At 58.6% G+C, this 17,404-nt stretch carries 19 protein-coding genes; 12 read left to right on the forward strand and 7 right to left on the reverse strand.

Translation table 11 applies throughout. The features are described 5' to 3' along the window. The first annotated feature begins 217 nt into the window (after positions 1-217). From BTN45_RS22025 to queE, 9 genes are all read left to right on the forward strand, one after another. Entirely contained in the window at positions 218-1,450 is a 1,233-nt protein-coding gene (locus BTN45_RS22025) for an ABC transporter substrate-binding protein (protein WP_207591028.1), read from the forward strand. A 141-nt stretch (positions 1,451-1,591) separates the two neighbouring features. Beyond that, positions 1,592-2,494, forward strand: a complete 903-nt coding sequence (locus BTN45_RS22030; protein WP_004438488.1) for a sugar ABC transporter permease — start codon at positions 1,592-1,594, stop codon at positions 2,492-2,494. Then, entirely contained in the window at positions 2,487-3,428 is a 942-nt protein-coding gene (locus BTN45_RS22035; protein WP_207591030.1) for a carbohydrate ABC transporter permease, read from the forward strand. Before BTN45_RS22030 ends, BTN45_RS22035 begins: the two co-directional genes overlap by 8 nt. 5 nt (positions 3,429-3,433) lie before the next feature. Beyond that, positions 3,434-4,522, forward strand: coding sequence for an ABC transporter ATP-binding protein (locus BTN45_RS22040; protein WP_207591032.1), 1,089 nt, complete (start codon positions 3,434-3,436; stop codon positions 4,520-4,522). A 55-nt stretch (positions 4,523-4,577) separates the two neighbouring features. Next, positions 4,578-5,342 (forward strand): sugar phosphate isomerase/epimerase, encoded by a 765-nt coding sequence (locus BTN45_RS22045; protein ID WP_207591034.1) that lies wholly within the window; start codon positions 4,578-4,580, stop codon positions 5,340-5,342. A 23-nt stretch (positions 5,343-5,365) separates the two neighbouring features. After that, entirely contained in the window at positions 5,366-6,499 is a 1,134-nt protein-coding gene (locus BTN45_RS22050) for a Gfo/Idh/MocA family oxidoreductase (RefSeq protein WP_004438498.1), read from the forward strand. 151 nt (positions 6,500-6,650) lie between these two features. Next, complete coding sequence (gene queC, locus BTN45_RS22055) at positions 6,651-7,361, forward strand: 7-cyano-7-deazaguanine synthase QueC (RefSeq protein ID WP_004438501.1); 711 nt, start codon at positions 6,651-6,653, stop codon at positions 7,359-7,361. Further along, positions 7,361-7,717: a 6-carboxytetrahydropterin synthase QueD gene (queD, locus tag BTN45_RS22060; RefSeq protein ID WP_004438504.1), complete on the forward strand. Its 357-nt coding sequence runs from the start codon at positions 7,361-7,363 to the stop codon at positions 7,715-7,717. Before queC ends, queD begins: the two co-directional genes overlap by 1 nt. Beyond that, complete coding sequence (gene queE / locus BTN45_RS22065) at positions 7,714-8,469, forward strand: 7-carboxy-7-deazaguanine synthase QueE (protein WP_207591036.1); 756 nt, start codon at positions 7,714-7,716, stop codon at positions 8,467-8,469. The genes queD and queE overlap by 4 nt, the downstream gene beginning before the upstream one ends. Positions 8,470-8,663: 194 nt before the next feature. Here the strand turns inward: queE and BTN45_RS22070 are convergent, their stop codons facing one another. From BTN45_RS22070 to BTN45_RS22095, 6 genes are all read right to left on the reverse strand, one after another. Continuing rightward, the gene (locus tag BTN45_RS22070; RefSeq protein WP_207591038.1) at positions 8,664-9,713 is read right to left on the reverse strand and encodes a Gfo/Idh/MocA family oxidoreductase; all 1,050 of its coding nucleotides are present in this window, start codon (positions 9,711-9,713) and stop codon (positions 8,664-8,666) included. 18 nt (positions 9,714-9,731) lie between these two features. Next, positions 9,732-10,517 (reverse strand): ThuA domain-containing protein, encoded by a 786-nt coding sequence (locus BTN45_RS22075; RefSeq protein WP_006698594.1) that lies wholly within the window; start codon positions 10,515-10,517, stop codon positions 9,732-9,734. A 55-nt stretch (positions 10,518-10,572) separates the two neighbouring features. After that, a complete protein-coding gene (locus tag BTN45_RS22080) occupies positions 10,573-11,601 on the reverse strand; it encodes an ABC transporter ATP-binding protein (RefSeq protein ID WP_207591040.1) in 1,029 nt (342 codons plus the stop codon). Between the two features lie 10 nt (positions 11,602-11,611). Beyond that, the gene (locus tag BTN45_RS22085; protein ID WP_004438518.1) at positions 11,612-12,445 is read right to left on the reverse strand and encodes a carbohydrate ABC transporter permease; all 834 of its coding nucleotides are present in this window, start codon (positions 12,443-12,445) and stop codon (positions 11,612-11,614) included. Next, complete coding sequence (locus BTN45_RS22090; protein WP_004438520.1) at positions 12,442-13,416, reverse strand: sugar ABC transporter permease; 975 nt, start codon at positions 13,414-13,416, stop codon at positions 12,442-12,444. The genes BTN45_RS22085 and BTN45_RS22090 overlap by 4 nt, the downstream gene beginning before the upstream one ends. Before the next feature lie 63 nt (positions 13,417-13,479). Further along, a complete protein-coding gene (locus BTN45_RS22095) occupies positions 13,480-14,745 on the reverse strand; it encodes an ABC transporter substrate-binding protein (RefSeq protein WP_207591042.1) in 1,266 nt (421 codons plus the stop codon). A gap of 270 nt (positions 14,746-15,015) precedes the next feature. Here BTN45_RS22095 and BTN45_RS22100 point away from each other — a divergent pair, with 270 nt between their 5' ends. The 3 genes from BTN45_RS22100 (at position 15,016) to BTN45_RS22110 (ending at position 16,789) form a co-directional block, all read left to right on the forward strand. Then, on the forward strand, positions 15,016-16,029 hold the full coding sequence (locus BTN45_RS22100) for a substrate-binding domain-containing protein (RefSeq protein WP_037091219.1): 1,014 nt from the start codon (positions 15,016-15,018) through the stop codon (positions 16,027-16,029). Positions 16,030-16,202: 173 nt separating this feature from the next. Continuing rightward, positions 16,203-16,400, forward strand: a complete 198-nt coding sequence (locus BTN45_RS22105) for a hypothetical protein (RefSeq protein WP_004438530.1) — start codon at positions 16,203-16,205, stop codon at positions 16,398-16,400. 230 nt (positions 16,401-16,630) lie between these two features. Beyond that, entirely contained in the window at positions 16,631-16,789 is a 159-nt protein-coding gene (locus tag BTN45_RS22110; protein WP_004438532.1) for a hypothetical protein, read from the forward strand. Here BTN45_RS22110 and BTN45_RS22115 read toward each other — a convergent pair. Beyond that, a complete protein-coding gene (locus BTN45_RS22115) occupies positions 16,786-17,370 on the reverse strand; it encodes a DNA-3-methyladenine glycosylase (protein ID WP_004438534.1) in 585 nt (194 codons plus the stop codon). The two genes, BTN45_RS22110 and BTN45_RS22115, sit on opposite strands and share 4 nt — an antisense overlap. Positions 17,371-17,404 lie beyond the last annotated feature (34 nt).

The following is a 17,404-nucleotide window of genomic DNA, read 5'->3' on the forward strand; positions in this document are numbered from 1 at the left end:
TCTTGCACCTGTTTCTTGCTGCGCAGGGTTTTTAAACCAGTGGCATTGCGTGTGGATTACGGCGCGCAAGCCCCTCTACCGTCCGCCTGTCAGGCGAATTTTGCCATCCTTCGAGACGCCGCTGAATGCAGTAACGAGATTCGTATTTTAGGCGGTTGCCTAATCAAAAATCTTCGCATACGTTCCAACTGCAACGTTTCAGTGAGGGAGGAGACTCATGCGAATGCGTGTTATTTCTGCGGCTTTTCTGGCCAGCGTGATGATTCCGGCGGGCATTGCCGGGGCGACTGATCTTGAGGTGACCCATTGGTGGACATCTGGCGGCGAAGCCGCAGCGGTGGCCGAACTGGCCAAGGCTTTCGACGCGACCGGCAATAAATGGGTGGACGGCGCGATTGCCGGTTCGGGCGGCACGGCCCGGCCGATCATGATCAGCCGCATCACCGGCGGCGATCCGATGGGCGCCACCCAGTTCAACCACGGCCGGCAGGCGGAAGAACTCGTGCAGGCCGGCCTGATGCGGGACCTGTCCGACGTTGCCGAGAAGGGTAAGTGGAAAGAGGTCATCAAGCCGGCGAGCCTGCTCGACAGCTGCACCATCGACGGTAAGATCTATTGCGCGCCGGTCAATATCCATTCGTGGCAATGGCTGTGGCTTTCCAATGCGGCGTTCAAGAAAGCGGGCGTCGAAGTTCCGAAGAACTGGACGGAATTTGTTGCGGCAGCGCCGGCGCTGAAAAAGGCCGGTATCCAGCCGCTCGCGCTTGGCGGCCAGGCATGGCAGGCGAACGGCCTGTTCGACACGCTGACGCTTTCGATCGGCGGAAAGGACCTTTATCAGAAGGTCTATGGCGACAAGGATGCCGAAGCGGCGGCAGGTCCTGAAATGGCAAAGATTTTCGCGGCTGCCGTCGAGGCGCGCGACATGGCCAAGGGCACCAATGTTCAGGACTGGAACCAGGCCACCAACATGGTCATCACCGGCAAGGCCGGCGGCCAGATCATGGGCGACTGGGCCCAGGGTGAATTCCAGCTCGCCAACCAGAAAGCCGGCACTGATTATTCCTGCCTTCCTGGCCTTGGCCTGAGTGAATACCTGACCACGGGTGGCGACGCCTTTTATTTCCCCGTTTTGAAGGACGAGGCGAAAACCAAGGCGCAGGATGTTCTTGCCGCGACCATCGTTGATCCGAAAACGCAGGTTGCCTTCAACCTGAAGAAAGGCTCGCTGCCGATCCGCGGCGACGTCGACCTGAATGCAGCCAATGACTGCATGAAAAAGGGTCTAGCAATTCTGGCCAAGGGCAATGCGCTGACCAGCACCGACCAGCTGATTTCCGCCGATACGCAGAAACAGAAGGAAGATCTGATGGCGGAATTCTTCGCGGGCTCGATGTCGGCGGAAGACGGGCAGAAGCGTTTCGCGGACATTATCGGTTCGGCTGACTGATCGTAATCTCTTCGGATCGGGAGCGGTTCGCCGCTCCCCTTCCAACGTCCGGGCTATGCCAGGATAACAGGCAATGGCCGGAGTTTCACGCGGCGAGCTCCGTGCTCGGCCGTTGACTGTAACGTTACAGGAGGAGGTAACATGGCAGGTCAAGCGCGCTCACGGCGGCCCAACCAGCTTTTCCGCAATCTCAATTCGAAGATTGCCTCCATTCCGATGATACTGACCGCCGTGGTGATCTTTCTTGGCGGCACGGTCTGGACGGTGGTTTATTCCTTCACCAATTCCAAGCTTCTGCCGCGGGCGAACTTCATCGGTTTCGATCAATATGAGCGGCTGTGGGCCGCGCCGCGCTGGATCGTCTCAATCCAGAATCTGGCGATTTACGGCATCCTGTCGCTAATTTTCAGCCTTGTCATCGGCTTCGTGCTGGCGGCGTTGATGGATCAGAAAATACGTTTTGAAAACGCGTTCCGCACCATCTTCCTGTATCCTTTCGCTTTGTCCTTCATCGTTACCGGCCTCGTCTGGCAGTGGCTGCTGAACCCGGAATTTGGCATCCAGTCCGTTGTCCGTTCGCTTGGCTGGGAAAGCTTCACGTTCGACCCGCTCTACAATTCCGAGATCGTTATCTATGGCATTCTGATCGCGGCGCTCTGGCAGGGCACGGGGCTCGTCATGTGCCTGATGCTGGCCGGTCTTCGTGGCATTGATGAAGACATCTGGAAGGCGACGCGCGTTGACGGCATTCCGATGTGGAAAACCTACACCCTCATCATCATACCGATGATGCGTCCCGTCTTCATCACCACGCTCGTCATCATCGCCAGCGGCATCGTCAAGGTCTACGACCTCGTGGTGGCGCAGACAAGCGGCGGGCCGGGCATCGCGTCCGAGGTCCCGGCAAAATATGTCTATGACTACATGTTCCAGGCGCAGAATCTGGGGCAGGGCTTTGCCGCCTCTACTATGATGCTCCTGACGGTTGCGATCATCATCATTCCATGGGCCTACCTTGAATTCGGAGGCAAGAAACGTGGCTAATCTCAGCACATTGAACACGGTTGTTGCCGCCAACGATGCGGTTTCCAATGAGCTCTCCGGCCCGCGCGGCAAGAAGCCAAGGAAAACCTTTTCCCGCCGCAACATCATTCTCTACGGCACATTGTTCGTGGCTGCTGCCTATTACCTGCTGCCGCTATACGTGATGGTCGTTACCTCGCTGAAGGGCATGCCGGAAATCCGGCTAGGCAACATTTTCGCACCGCCGGTGGAGATTACCTTCGAGCCTTGGGTCAAGGCTTGGGCGAATGCTTGTACAGGGCTGAATTGCGACGGGCTTTCGCGGGGCTTCTGGAACTCCGTACGCATCCTCGCGCCGTCGGTCGTCATTTCCATCATCGTCGCCTCCGTCAGTGGCTATGCCATGGCGAACTGGAAGTTCAAGGGATCGGAGTTGTTCTTCTCCATCCTCATCATCGGCGCCTTCATTCCCTATCAGGTGATGATTTATCCGATCGTTATCGTGCTTCGCGAACTGGGCATTTACGGCACACTGAGCGGCCTCGTCATCGTTCACACCATCTTCGGCATGCCGATCCTGACGCTGCTTTTCCGCAACTATTTCGCCTCGCTGCCGGAGGAACTTTTCAAGGCGGCGCGGATCGATGGTGCCAATTTCTGGCAGATTTATTTCCGCATCATGCTGCCCATGTCACTGCCGATCTTCGTGGTGGCGATGATCCTGCAGGTGACCGGCATCTGGAACGACTTCCTGTTCGGCGTGGTGTTCACGCGGCCGGAATATTACCCGATGACGGTGCAGCTCAATAACATCGTCAACTCCGTGCAGGGCGTGAAGGAATACAACGTCAACATGGCCGCAACCCTTTTGACCGGGGCCGTGCCGCTGATCGTCTATTTCCTCTCCGGCAGGCTTTTCGTCCGCGGCATTGCTGCAGGCGCAGTAAAAGGTTGAGCTATATGAACAAAAGCGTTTCCATCCGCGATCTTTCGCTGTCCTTCGGCGCCGTTACCGTGCTGAAAGACCTCAATCTCGATATTTACGACGGCGAATTCCTCGTGCTGCTCGGCTCTTCCGGCTGCGGCAAGTCGACCCTTCTCAACTGCATCGCCGGCCTTCTGGAGCCGACCGACGGACAGATATTCATCAAGGACCGTAACGTTACCTGGGAAGAACCGAAGGATCGTGGCATCGGCATGGTGTTTCAGTCCTATGCGCTCTATCCGCAAATGACGGTGGAAAAGAACCTTTCCTTTGGCCTTCAGGTCGCCAAAGTGCCGAAAGAGGAGATTGATCGCCGGGTAAAAAGGGCAGCCGGCATCTTGCAAATCGAGCCGCTGCTGAAACGCAAGCCGGCCGAACTTTCCGGCGGTCAACGCCAGCGCGTGGCGATCGGCCGGGCACTGGTGCGGGATGTGGATGTCTTTCTGTTCGATGAACCGCTCTCCAACCTCGATGCCAAGCTGCGCTCGGAGCTTCGCGTCGAAATCAAGCGGCTGCACCAGTCGCTGAAGAACACCATGATCTATGTGACGCACGACCAGATCGAGGCGCTGACGCTGGCTGATCGTATCGCCATCATGAAAAGCGGCGTCATCCAGCAGCTGGCTGACCCCGTCACCATCTACAACAAGCCACGGAACCTGTTCGTCGCGGGCTTCATCGGCTCGCCCTCGATGAATTTCCTGCGCGGCGAGCTGATCGAAAAAGACGGCAAGGTGGTCTTCACCACCAATGGCGTGACTTTCGCACTGGACGGTTATCATGCGGAAACGCCGCTTGTCGCCGGTCGCGCGGTGGTTCTGGGCGTTCGCCCCGAACATGTGCGCGTTGATGCCGATATCGTCGGCGGGGAGGTGCACGAGGCGATCGTTGATATCGAGGAGCCGATGGGCGCCGACAATCTGATCTGGCTTAAACATGCCGGGCATACCATGTCCGTGCGCGTTGGCGGCCACAGACGGTTTTCACCCGGCACCAAGGTGCGCCTTGGCCTCGACATGACCATGGCCTCGCTGTTCGACGCGCAAGGCGAGGAACGGCTCTAAAGGGCGCTGACCACTCCCACACATTCCCAAGACCCACATCTCTATGGAGGAGACAATGACAGAACACGGTTTTCAGCTTTACAGCGCCCGTAATTTTCAACCCTTTGCCGATATTCTGAAGAAGCTTTCAGCGGCGGGTTACAAACACGTGGAAGGTTACGGCGCCATGTATGCTTCGCTGGATGAAGCCGGCCTGAAAGGTCTGCGTGCCGAACTGGACGCCAACGGCCTGACCATGCCCACCGGTCATTTCGGTCTCGATCTTCTTGAAGGCGATCCCAAAAAAGCGCTGAATATCGCCAGCGCTCTGGGTGTGGAGGCAATCTATTGCCCTTACCTTATGCCCGACCAGCGCCCTGACGATGCCGCCGGCTGGTTCGCCTTTGGCAAGCGCCTGCAGGAAGCCGGAAAGCCCTTTGTGGATTCCGGGCTGGTCTTCGGTTGGCATAACCACGACTTCGAGTTCAAGACGCTTGCCGATGGCTCGACGCCGCAGGAGCAGATATTTGCCGGCGGCCCCGACCTGAAATGGGAGGCGGATATCGCCTGGATTATCAGGGGCAATGCCGATCCGCTCGCCTGGATCGAAAGCTACGGCAAGCGCATCACCGCCGTGCACGTGAAGGACATCGCGCCCGCAGGGGAGAATAAGGATGAAGATGGTTGGGCCGATGTCGGCCACGGCACGGTGGACTGGAAAGGCCTCGTCGCGGCGCTGAAGACGAAATCCGCCACGAAACATTTCGTGGTCGAACACGACAACCCGAAAGACATCGATCGGCTGATTACCCGTTCTATCGCGTCGTTCAAAACCTATTAAGTCTCAGATTTCGGAGTTTCATCATGGCCAGAGATCTTGGCGTCGGCATCATCGGATGCGGCAATATCTCGTCTGCTTATTTTTCGCTGGCACCGCTCTTCAAGGGCATAAAGGTGCTCGCCTGCGCTGACCTCAACCGCAATGCAGCGGAACTGAGAGCGGAAGAATTCGGTGTTGTCGCGCAGTCCATCGAGGAATTGCTCGCCAACCCGGAAATCGACGTGGTGGTGAACCTTACAATCCCCGCCGCGCATTTTCCGGTATCGAAAGCCATTCTCGAGGCGGGCAAGCACGTCTATTCGGAAAAGCCGCTGGTGCTGTCGCTGGAAGAGGGCGAGGAGCTGCGGCGCATCGCCCGCGAGAAGAACCTCTCCGTCGGCTGCGCACCGGACACCTTCCTCGGCGGCGCGCATCAGCTTGCCCGGCAATATATCGATGACGGCAAGGTCGGCCGCATTACGTCGGGCACATGCCATGTGATGAGCCCCGGCATGGAAATGTGGCACCCCAATCCGGGCTTCTTTTTCCTCAAGGGCGGCGGGCCGATCCTCGATCTCGGTCCGTATTACATCGCCAATCTTATCAACCTCATTGGCCCGGTGAAACGTGTCGGCGCGCTCACCTCGATGGCAAATCCGACCCGTACGGTGACCAGCCAGCCGCTGAACGGTGAGGTCATCCCTGTCGAGACCCCGACAAATATCCATGCCCTACTGGAATTCGTGAATGGTGCGACGATCACGCTTTCGGCGAGCTGGGATGTCTGGTCGCATCGTCATGCCAATATGGAACTCTATGGCACGGAAGGCTCGATCTACGTGCCGGATCCGAATTTCTTCGGCGGTGTTGTCGAAGCCAGCGGTCGCGACAAGAATATCCAGCCGCTGGAAGACTGGGCGCACCCCTTCGGCATCGCCAATCAGGAAAGCCCGAACGGCCCGCGTGCAAATTACCGCACGGCCGGTCTTGCCGATATGGCGATTGCCATTCTGGAGGGGCGCGACGCCCGCTGCTCGCTGGATCGTTCCCTGCACGGTATCGACGTGATGACGTCGATCCTGAAGTCCGGCGAAGAGGGCCGTTTCATCGAGATGACGACGACCTGCACGCAGCCGGCCGCGCTCGGCATTGAGGAGGCGCAGGCGTTGCTGCGCTGAGGACGGAAGATCATTCCTTGAAAAGCGGTGAAGGTAACTTTGCCGCTTTTCGTGATTTCAGCTAGGGCCTTCACAAATTCCCCGCTTTGCTTTAAAGCCGCCCCTGTAATCCGGTCGCAGCCCACCCGGTCAAAACAAGGGATCCCAACTTATGAAAACCATCGTCATCTGCTCCGGCGGATTGGACTCCGTTTCGCTTGCGCATAAAATCGCCGCGGAACATGAACTTTTAGCTCTCGTCTCCTTCGATTATGGCCAGCGCCACAGGAAGGAACTGGATTTTGCCGCCGATTGCGCCAGACGGCTCGGCGTGCCGCATCATGTCATCGACATCAGAACCATCGGCGCGCATCTCACCGGTTCCGCACTGACCGACGATGTGGAGGTGCCTGATGGCCACTACGCCGAAGAGACCATGCGCTCCACCGTGGTGCCGAACCGCAATGCCATCATGCTCACCATCGCTTTCGGCCTGGCTGCCGCGCAACAGGCGGAAGCAGTGGCGATTGCCGTTCATGGCGGCGATCACTTCATCTACCCGGATTGCCGGCCGGGCTTCATTGACAGCTTCAACGCCATGCAGGCGCATGCGCTTGAAGGCTATGCTGATGTGAAACTTTTTGCGCCCTACGTCACCGTTTCCAAGGCGGCCATCGTGACCGATGGCGCGAAATATGGAACGCCCTTCGGTGAAACATGGTCCTGTTACAAGGGCGGCTTGCGTCACTGCGGCCGCTGCGGCACCTGCGTGGAGCGGCGCGAAGCCTTCCATCTTGCCGGCGTCACCGATCCGACAGACTATGAGGACCCGGATTTCTGGGTGGCCGCGACCCATGCTTTTGCGGCGCAGGAGGTGCGTTGATGTTCCGCATCACCAAGGAATTTCACTTTTCCGCCTCGCACCAGTTGAAAAGCCTGCCGTCGGATCACCAGTGCAATCGGCTGCACGGGCATAATTACATCGTCGAAGTGGAACTGTCAGGCGAAGAGCTGAACGAGCACGGTTTCGTGCGCGACTATCACGAGCTCGCACCGTTGAAGCGCTATATCGACGATCATTTTGATCATCGTCACCTGAATGATGTCCTCGGCCATGACCGGGTCACGGCGGAATGCCTGGCGAAGCATTTCTATGACTGGTGCAAGGATCGTCTGCCTGAAACCAGTGCCATCCGCGTTAGCGAAACCGCCAAGACCTGGGCAGAATACCGGCCATGACGGCGGCCCAACAAAAGAGTGCAGCGAAGGACACCACGATCCGCATCAGTGAAATCTTCGGCCCGACCATTCAGGGCGAAGGTCTGCTGATCGGTCTGCCGACGGTTTTCGTTCGCACTGGCGGCTGCGACTATCGCTGTTCCTGGTGCGATACGCTGCACGCGGTCGATAGCGATTATCGCGACACGTGGAAACCGATGCCGGTCGATGCAATCTGGCAGGAGGTGCGGCGGCTTTCCGGTGGCGTACCGCTGACGGTCTCGCTGTCTGGCGGCAATCCGGCCATCCAGCCGCTTGGGTCGCTGATCGCAAAAGGGCAGGGTGAAGGCTATCGTTTCGCGCTGGAAACGCAGGGCAGTATCGCCAAAGACTGGTTTGCCGATCTCGACCATCTGGTTCTGAGCCCCAAGCCGCCATCGAGCGGCATGGGAACGGACTGGCAGGCTTTCGAAGACTGTCTTGCCGCTGCCGGCGAGGGGCCGCAGGTGGCCCTGAAGATCGTGGTCTTTGACGATGCGGATTACGCCTATGCCAAAGCGGCATCCGCGCGTTTCCCGCATTTGCCGGTTTACCTCCAGCCCGGCAACCACACCCCGCCGCCGCCGGATGACGACGATGCGCGTGTCGATATCGATGGGGTGATGGACCGGATGTTGTGGCTGGTGGACAAGGTTAGCGAAGATCGCTGGTTTTCCGCCCGCGTGCTGCCGCAGCTGCATGTCCTGTTGTGGGGGAACAAGCGCGGGGTTTGAGGGGAGTTATAAGTTCCCTCCGTCATGCCGGACCTGATCCGGCATCCAGGCAAGGCGCGTCTGCGCCGTGAAAAGAGTTTTTTGCGATCAAAGACTTGATCGCGCTGGACCCCGGATCAAGTCCGGGGTGACGGAGAGCGAGGAGCCCTTCGCAGCAATCCATGCGGCGGCTTGTGCCGCCGCACTTTCGCACATCAAGCCGAAACGGCCAACTCGCGTCTCTCCCGATCCGCAATGATCGACAGATCGAGTACCTTCTGCAGATTGGCGGCGTGGCGGAAGTCGGGATCGGCGACGCCGCCTTCCATCACGGCCTTGGCGAATTTTTCGTAGTTCGTCGGCACGGGATCGACATCGATCGTCTTCCAGATCGCCTTTTCCACATCCTCGCCGATGCAGGCACGCAGGCTGGAATAGTCGGGCGTGTGAATGACTTCGAGTGCGCCCTTGTCGCCGTGGATGCGCAAACGAAGTTCGTTGAGGTGGCCCGTCGCCCAGCGGCTGGCATGGATGACGCCCATGGCGCCGTTTTCCAGTTCGGCCGTCATGGTGAAGCTGTCATTTGCATCCAGATCGTAAGCGCCGATCTTGTTGCCCTCATATTTGTCGAAGGTCTTCAGCCGAGTGAAGATGCGTTGCACATCGCTGCCCGCGCCATAAGAGGCGAAGTCAAGTATGTGGATGCCGACATCACCCAGCACGCCGTTCGAGCCATGCTTGGTGGAAAGCCGCCACAACCACTTGCTCTCCGTCATCCAGTCGCCCCAAGCCTTGGAAACGAGCCAGCTCTGGAGATAGGAGGCTTCCAGATGGCGAACCTTGCCGATCTTGCCGGCCAGCACCATCCCGCGCGCCGCCTGCAAGGGGGCGACGTTGCGATAGGTGAGATTGACCATGGCAACGAGGCCGGCCTTTTCGGCCGCGTCGGCCATTTCGGCGGCATTCGCGTAGTTTTCCGCCAGCGGTTTTTCGCAGAAAACGTGCTTGCCCGCCGCAAGCAGCTTCAGGCTCGTGGGGTGATGGATGGCATCGGGCGTGACATTCGCCGCCGCATCGAATTCACCCCAGGCAATGGCGTCATCCAGCGAAGTGAAAGAGAGCGGGATGTTATGGCGCAGCGCAAAGGCCCGTGCCACCACGTCGTCCACATCCACCGCCGCAACCAGTTCGACGCCGGGGATCTGAGAGAAATATGTGGCATGGTTGTTGGCCATGCCACCGGTTCCGAGAATGAGAAGTCTCATGCCAGTATCTCCAAGCCCTTACCTGTAACCTGCTTCGCCTGCCTTATGCAGCTTGGGACCACGTTCCTCGATAGGCTCAAGCGCCTTATCGACGGGAACATTCGGCGCGTCGTGAATACTCTTCAGGGCGCCGACCGGATTATAGGCCCATTTTACAGAATTGCTGATGACCTTCTGCACATTGGCGTCGTGATAGGTCGGATAAGTTTCATGGCCGGGGCGGAAATAGAAGATATTGCCGGCACCACGACGCCAGGTGAGACCCGAACGGAAAACCTCACCGCCCTGGAACCAGGAAATGAAGACGGTCTCGAGCGGCTCCGGTACGGAAAACTGCTCGCCATACATCTCCTCGTTTTCCAGCTCGAAATGCTCGGGCAGGCCGGCGGCGATCGGGTGGCGGGGATTGATGGTCCACAGGCGTTCGCGTTCGCCCGCCTCGCGCCATTTCAACGCGCAGGGCGTACCCATCAGGCGCTTGAACGGCTTGGAGAAGTGGCCGGAATGCAGGACGATGAGGCCCATGCCTTCCCAGACGCGCTTGGCGACGCGCTCCACAATGTCATCCTGAACTGCGCCGTGGTCCTTGTGGCCCCACCAGACGAGAACGTCGGTCTTGTCGATACGCTCCTGTGAAAGGCCGTGCTCCGGCTCCTGCAGCGTGGCGGTGGTGGCGTTGATCTCGGGATTTTGGTTCAGCGCTTCGGCGATGGTGTTGTGCATGCCGTTTGGATAGATCGAACGCACCGTCTCATTGATGTGTTCGTGAATATTTTCGCCCCATACAACGGTGTTGATGGTCATTCTCATGCTCCTTGGTGAAAGCCGGCTACTTGGGTTGTCCCGGCGGAAGTTAGGTTCAGGCGGCGCCGCGAGCAGGGTTGCGGGCAATGGCCCGGCCCTCGGCGTCAAAACGGTGGATCTGCGCCGTATCCGGCACGATGGTGATACGCTCGCCCGCCTTGCGGCCGGTCACGCCCTCTTCACGTACGACAACGGGCTCGCCGGCGCCGATCTCGACATAGATGTAGCTGTCCGATCCGAGCATTTCCGAATGCACGATTTCTCCACTCCAACCGCTGCCGTCGCTGGCGATGGTGATGTGTTCCGGCCGGACACCGATCGTTTTTGCGCCTTTTGATTCCGCATACTTGCCTGCCAGGAAGTTCATCTTCGGCGAGCCGATGAAGCCGGCGACGAAGGTGTTGACAGGACTTTCGTAAAGCTCGAGCGGCGTGCCGATCTGCTCGACCCGACCGTCGCGCAGGACGCAGATGCGGTCGGCGAGTGTCATCGCCTCCACCTGATCGTGGGTGACGTAGATCATCGTCGTGTCATGCATCGAGCGATGCAGCTTGGCGATCTCGAGACGCGTGGCCACGCGCAGCGCCGCATCGAGGTTGGAGAGCGGCTCGTCAAACAGGAAGACCTTCGGATCGCGCACGATGGCGCGGCCGATGGCGACACGCTGGCGCTGGCCGCCAGAAAGCTGCTTCGGCAGGCGCTCCAGATAGGGCGTGAGCTGCAGCATCTCCGCTGCCGCTTCGACGCGCTTCTTGCGCTGTTCTTTGTCTGCGCCAGACAACTTCATGCCGAAAGCCATGTTTTCGAACACGGTCATGTGCGGATATAGCGCATAGGACTGGAAGACCATGGCGACGCCGCGTTTGGCGGGCGGCAGGCGGTTTACTGTCTCACCGTCGAAGGAGAGCGTGCCGCCGGTGATTTCTTCCAGCCCGCATATGACGCGTAGCAGCGTGGACTTGCCACAGCCTGAAGGGCCGACAAAAACCATGAATTCGCCGGAGCGGATATCCATGTCGATGCCCTTGATGACATCGAAGGCGCCAAAGGATTTGCGAAGATCGCGCAATTGAATGGTGGTCATGATGTTTCTCCTAGCCTTTGACGCCGCCGGCCGTGAGGCCGGAGATGATGCGTCGCTGGAAGATCAGAACGAGGACGACGAGGGGCGCGGTAACGATGACGGACGCGGCCATGATCGTTCCCCAGGGAATTTCGAACTGTGAGCCGCCCGACAGCAGCGCGATGGCGACCGGCACCGTGCGCTGCTCGTTCGATGAGGTGAAAGTGAGCGCGAAGAGGAACTCGTTCCATGCCGCGATGAAGGCGAGGAGCCCCGTAGTGACGAGCGCCGGCCACATCAAAGGCATGAACACTTGTGTGATGATGACCCAGGGCGATGCACCGTCAACGATGGCTGCTTCCTCGATTTCGATCGGCAGGTCGCGCATGAAGGTTGTCAGGACCCAGACCGTGAAAGGCAGGGTGAAGATCATATAAGAAAAGATCAGCGCCAAGGGCGTGTTGAAGATGCCCGCCCAGCGGATCAGTTCAAACAGGCCGGCGAGAACGGCAATCTGCGGGAACATCGAAACCGACAGAATGGTGAGCAGCAGCAACGCGCGGCCCCTGAAGCGGACGCGAGCCAGCGCATAGGACGCGGTGACCGCCAGAAACAGCGACAAGATGACGACGGATGATGCAACAAGCAACGAATTGCCGAGATTGCGCAGGAACGTGCCGTTGCCAATGACGAAACTGTAATTGGTGAGCGAAAATTCGCGCGGCCAGTAATTAACCTGGAACAACGCCGAGCCCGATTTCAGACTGGTCAGGATCGCATAATAAAACGGGAATACCGAAATCACCATGATGACGGCGACCAGCGCATAAAAGGCGGTGGTCTTCAGGATGCTGGGCAAGGTCATCGCTGGGCTCCATCGGTGTTGACACGCCCGAGCCACATATAGATGACCGTGATCGAGGCGATGATGAGGAACAGCATGGTGGAGGCGGCGGCGCCATAGGCGAACTTGTCGAAATCGAACAGATTCTCGCGCGCCAGCACCGACATGGTGCGGGTCTGGGCATTATTCGGCGTCAGGATGTAGATGAGGTCGAAAACGCGCATCGCATCCAGCATACGGAAGATGACGGCGACCATCAGGGCAGGGCGGATCATCGGCAGGGTGACGCGGAAGAACACCTTGACGGGGTGGATGCCATCCACCTTGGCCGCTTCATACATGTCCTTCGGCACCATCTGCAGACCGGCGAGAATGAGCAGCGCCATGAAGGGCGTGGTCTTCCAGATGTCGACGATAAGCACGGCGATCATCGCGGTCTCGGGGTTGGCGGTCCAGGCGATCTTGTTGGAAATCAGCCCGAGGTTAAGGAACAGGTCATTCAAGATGCCGAACTGGTCGTTCAGCATCCACGCCCACATTTGCGCGGACACGATGGTGGGAATGGCCCATGGCACAAGAATGGCAGCGCGCACGAGGCCGCGTCCCTTGAATTCGGCATTCAGCACCAGAGCGACGATGAGGCCGAGCACGGTTTCGAGGCTGACCGAAACGATGGTGAATTTCAGCGTGTTGAGAACCGCCCCCCACCATGCGGGATCTGCAAGAAGGCCTCGATAGATCGTGCGGCCGCTGCTGAGCGTGATCCAGGTGAGATAGTTCTTGAGGCCGACGAATTGTGCTCCCTCCAGATTGGTGAGCGAGGCGTCGGTGAGGCTGAACCACACGGTGCGCACGAGCGGCCAGCCCGCCACCAGCGCCAGCACGAGAAATGTGGGGGCAAGGAACAGCCAGGCGGATTTTAAGCGTTCTGACTGTAGATCGGAACCTGTGCCGGATGCCGTGACCGGTCTTTGAAGGGCGATGTCGTTCATGGGGATATCTCGCGGTTGGGGCGCGGGAGACGATCAGGCGAGACCGTTCCCGCGCGGGCCGGATTACCAGCCGTTGCCTTTGAGATCTGTCAGTTCAACCTCGAGAAGCTCAAGATTTTCAGCGGCCGTGCCGTTGCCGGAGAGCGTGTTGTGGACCGCACCCCAGAACTTGGCCGAAACCTCGTTATATTTCACCTTGGCCGAGGCGGAAGGACGCGGGACGGCGGTCTGGAAGATCGGCTTCCATGTCGGCATGAAGGGCTGCGCGGCCGCAACATCCTTGTCGTCGTAAAGCGAAGCGATCGTCGGCATGTTGGAAAGCTGAACGGCGCGCATCTTCTGGGTTTCCTTGGATGCGATAAACTTCACGAGCTCAATGGCAGCTTCCTGGTTGGCTGAATATTTGGATACGGCGAGATTCCAGCCGCCGAGCGTTGAGGCCGGTGCCTCGCCCTCGGCGCCAGCCGGGAGCGGTGTTACGCCGAACTTGCCCTTGATGGCGCTGTCGTCGCCATTGCCGAGCGCGTAGGCGTAGGGCCAATTGCGCATGAAGACGGAGTTGCCGGTTTGCCAGACGCCGCGCGCTTCCTCTTCCTTGTAGGCAAGCACGCCCTGCGGCGCGATGGTGCCGACCCATCCCTTGGCAGTTTCGATGGCGGCAGCAGCCTTTTCATTGTTGACGGAGATATCGCCATTGCTTTCGACAATATGGCCGCCGCCGGCGGAAGCAATCCATTCCAGGGCATTGCAGGTGAGGCCTTCATAGGCGCTGCCCTGGAAGACAAAACCCCACAGGTCCTTCTTGCCCGCTTCACGCTCTTTGTCCTGGATTTCCTTCGCGGTTTCGCTCAGCTCCTTCCAGGTTTTCGGCGGTTGCTTGCCGTATTTTTCTATCAGGTCCTTGCGATAAAACAGCGCGGGCGCGTCTGTGAACATCGGCATGGCGACGAGTTTGCCGTCCACGGTTTGCGATGCGACGATGGAGGGGAAATGATCTCCGATGACATCCTTGGTCGCCGCGGTCAGGTCCACGAACTGATCGGCAAGCTGCGGCGCCCAGATGACGTCCGTCTGGTAGACATCGACATCCTTGTTACCTGCGGCAAGCCACAGCCGGTACTGGCTGAACTGCTCGCTGGAGGATGATGGCATGGTGACGAGATTGACCTTGTGGCCGGTTTGTTTTTCGAAAGCCGCAATGCGTTCTTTGAAGAATGCGACGTTCTTGCCGGTGGAATTGGCGGCGATGGAAATCTCGGCCGCCTGCGCGGAAACGGCGGCGGAAAGTACGCTGCCGCACAGGAACAAAGTCTTCATGGAAATATTCATTGTCAAACTCCTCCGTTGACGCTCCCGATTGTCCTCAAAATTGAAAGCGCTTTTGACTAAAAGGAAGCTCGCAAAAGCCGGGCAATCTGTCAATACTCTTTCTAATCGAGCGAAAATCGGGCGTTTTTGCCTGCAAATTTTCATCATTTGCCTTTCAAGATGATGGACTGTAAGGTTTCAGGTGGGAAGAAATTGAAATCGTTTTCAATTTTTGTCGACTTGAAAAATCCGCAGCGGCGACGCATGCAGGGGGCGAATTGGCAAAAAAATATGAAGCTCAAGGAATTCGCAGAAAAGGTTGGCCTATCGCCCACCACCGTTAGCAGAGCGCTGGGCGGCTATCCCGAAGTGCGTGAGGAAACGCGTCAGCGGGTCATGCAGGCTGCGCTCAAATACGGGTATTTGCCGAATGCCAACGCGGTGCGGTTGGCAACCGGCAGGGCCGGCGCTATCGGTGTCGTTATGGGCCGGTCGGGCGGAGGACATTTCTTTTCGGAATTCATGGGCGGCATGGCCACCCGGCTGGAACGGGAAGAGACCGACATTCTCGTCAGCGTGACAGTTGACAACAATCTCGATGAGGAGCTGGCTATTTTCAGCCGGCTGGCGGCGAGCGGTCGTGTGGATGGCATTATCGTGCACTCACCGCGTCCGGAGGATGAGCGTATCGCACTGCTCAACCGGCTCGGCGTACCCTTCATCGTGCACGGGCGCTCAAAGACACCCTTCGAACATGCCTGGCTCGATATCGACAACCATGATGTGACCTATCGCCCGACGATCCATTTTCTCGAGCGCGGCCACCGGCGTATAGCTCTCATCAATGGGCCGGTCGGACGAACCTTCGTACGGGATCGTGAACAGGGTTTCCGCGAGGCGCTGGCTACCCACGGCATTACGCCCGATCCGCGCTTCATGATGAACGAGCACTTCAGCGAAGAGACCGCGTTCCGCTTTGCCCGTTCGCTGCTGGAGCAGACACCGCGCCCGACAGCCTTTGTTGCGGGTGCCATGATGACGGCACAGGGCGTCTACCGTGCTGCGACCCAGATGGGGCTGACAATCGGCAAGGATGTTTCCGTCATCGCCCATGACGATGTGTTTCCTTACCTCACGCCTGAAAGCATGATGCCGCCGCTTTCCACCACCCGCTCGCCCATGCGCATGGCGGGAATAAGGGTGACGGACCTTCTTCTGCAGATCATCGGCGGTCGCCCCGTCCGCGAGGTTCAGGAACTGTGGCCTGTGGAGCTGATTTTGCGAGAATCGGTCGGCCCTGCCTGAGCTTTGGGCCATAGCTCACTGATTCCACTCCATTTTGTGAACGCCGATTTAGAACGTTCGCCTTTCGTCATCTATACTACAGCATCGTCTCATGTATAATCGGAAGGGTATCGGGTTCATGGAACAGAGACCCGGACCGGCGCGTTGAGGGACGTGTCGATGGAGGACGATGGATGTTTGAATTTTTAAAACCGCAACAGCAGCCTGTAATCGATGACGTCGAGGCGACCGGCACCTATGCCGATGCGTTGCTCAACGTAACGAGCCCGGAATTGACACGTTCCACGGCCCGCGAACACGGGCATGAAGCCCATTCACGCGATTATTGTGAGAATCGCGACATTTCCCGTGGCGCTCTCGGTTTTGCCTGAGCGATCACGAAGTCTCCCTCAAAAAAAACGGAACGGACGGACCGCGCCTGCGTTTCCTTTCTACGACCCGCAGGGCGACGCAACTTGATCCAGAGGACCTTCCCGGCTTTATGACCGATGGGCGAACTGGGTGTTGCGCCGTCTGAGTGACGGCGTTGCAACGCAGTGTCGCGATAGATCAAGAGCAGCGACTTCCGTGAGGTCCGCGGCGCTGACATCAGGAGACCGCAATGACGACAATTCCGGTTGAGCCCTATCCGGAACCGCCGATGCCGGTTCCACCCCAGCCCGACATCCCCCCGATCAAAGAGCCGGAGCCCGATCGTTTGCCGGACGAGGTGCCCACACCCAATCCCGACGAAAACGACGAGCCCCCGAAGGTGTTTTAGGCCGGATCGGGTGACTCGAATTTTTTGCTCACAAAAGGTGAGTGCGCGAGTCCGAAACGCCAAGGATAATCGATCGCTCGGCTGATGCCGATGCGCCTGCCGATGCTGACGGCGGTTGCGGTTTTCGGCAGCTGCAGGAAAAAAGGTGGCGCCTCGAGCGCGGCGCCGTCCATCTCTCCGGTGATGGCCATTGCCTGGCAAAGCCTTCCCGGGCCGGAGCATAGGAGTCTGAGTTTGTCAGTTCCCCGTCGCAGTTTCATCATGTCGATACCGGTTCGCGGTTCGATCGCGCGAAGAAGCACGGCTGAACCGGGGGAACAGACGAAGTTGGCGCACCAGTGAATGCCGTATGACCGGTAGACGTAGAGACGTCCGGCCGGCCCAAACATTGCCCGGTTGCGCGGGGTTTTCCCATTGAAACTGTGCGACGCCGGATCATCTGGATGATAAGCTTCGGTCTCGACGATGACGCCGCCGGTATTGCCGACGCGAAATTCCGCTCCGATGAGCGCGCGGGCCACATCCACTGCGTCGCGAAGGAAAAAACTCTTGTCCATTTCCGGACCAAAGACCTGATTCATCGGAACCCCTTCCACGCTATGTCGTTCTGAAGTG

This window comes from Rhizobium sp. ZX09 (assembly GCF_017357485.1).
Lineage (GTDB): Bacteria > Pseudomonadota > Alphaproteobacteria > Rhizobiales > Rhizobiaceae > Agrobacterium > Agrobacterium pusense.

Bases quoted from the DNA above. Each gene is read 5' to 3' on its own strand.
- BTN45_RS22025 (WP_207591028.1), top strand. From the start codon at position 218: ATGCGAATGCGTGTTATTTCTGCGGCTTTTCTGGCCAGCGTGATGATT.
- BTN45_RS22030 (WP_004438488.1), top strand. From the start codon at position 1,592: ATGGCAGGTCAAGCGCGCTCACGGCGGCCCAACCAGCTTTTCCGCAAT.
- BTN45_RS22040 (WP_207591032.1), top strand. From the start codon at position 3,434: ATGAACAAAAGCGTTTCCATCCGCGATCTTTCGCTGTCCTTCGGCGCC.
- BTN45_RS22045 (WP_207591034.1), top strand. From the start codon at position 4,578: ATGACAGAACACGGTTTTCAGCTTTACAGCGCCCGTAATTTTCAACCC.
- BTN45_RS22050 (WP_004438498.1), top strand. From the start codon at position 5,366: ATGGCCAGAGATCTTGGCGTCGGCATCATCGGATGCGGCAATATCTCG.
- queC (WP_004438501.1), top strand. From the start codon at position 6,651: ATGAAAACCATCGTCATCTGCTCCGGCGGATTGGACTCCGTTTCGCTT.
- queD (WP_004438504.1), top strand. From the start codon at position 7,361: ATGTTCCGCATCACCAAGGAATTTCACTTTTCCGCCTCGCACCAGTTG.
- queE (WP_207591036.1), top strand. From the start codon at position 7,714: ATGACGGCGGCCCAACAAAAGAGTGCAGCGAAGGACACCACGATCCGC.
- BTN45_RS22070 (WP_207591038.1), bottom strand. From the start codon at position 9,713: ATGAGACTTCTCATTCTCGGAACCGGTGGCATGGCCAACAACCATGCC.
- BTN45_RS22075 (WP_006698594.1), bottom strand. From the start codon at position 10,517: ATGACCATCAACACCGTTGTATGGGGCGAAAATATTCACGAACACATC.
- BTN45_RS22080 (WP_207591040.1), bottom strand. From the start codon at position 11,601: ATGACCACCATTCAATTGCGCGATCTTCGCAAATCCTTTGGCGCCTTC.
- BTN45_RS22085 (WP_004438518.1), bottom strand. From the start codon at position 12,445: ATGACCTTGCCCAGCATCCTGAAGACCACCGCCTTTTATGCGCTGGTC.
- BTN45_RS22090 (WP_004438520.1), bottom strand. From the start codon at position 13,416: ATGAACGACATCGCCCTTCAAAGACCGGTCACGGCATCCGGCACAGGT.
- BTN45_RS22095 (WP_207591042.1), bottom strand. From the start codon at position 14,745: ATGAATATTTCCATGAAGACTTTGTTCCTGTGCGGCAGCGTACTTTCC.
- BTN45_RS22100 (WP_037091219.1), top strand. From the start codon at position 15,016: ATGAAGCTCAAGGAATTCGCAGAAAAGGTTGGCCTATCGCCCACCACC.
- BTN45_RS22105 (WP_004438530.1), top strand. From the start codon at position 16,203: ATGTTTGAATTTTTAAAACCGCAACAGCAGCCTGTAATCGATGACGTC.
- BTN45_RS22110 (WP_004438532.1), top strand. From the start codon at position 16,631: ATGACGACAATTCCGGTTGAGCCCTATCCGGAACCGCCGATGCCGGTT.
- BTN45_RS22115 (WP_004438534.1), bottom strand. From the start codon at position 17,370: ATGAATCAGGTCTTTGGTCCGGAAATGGACAAGAGTTTTTTCCTTCGC.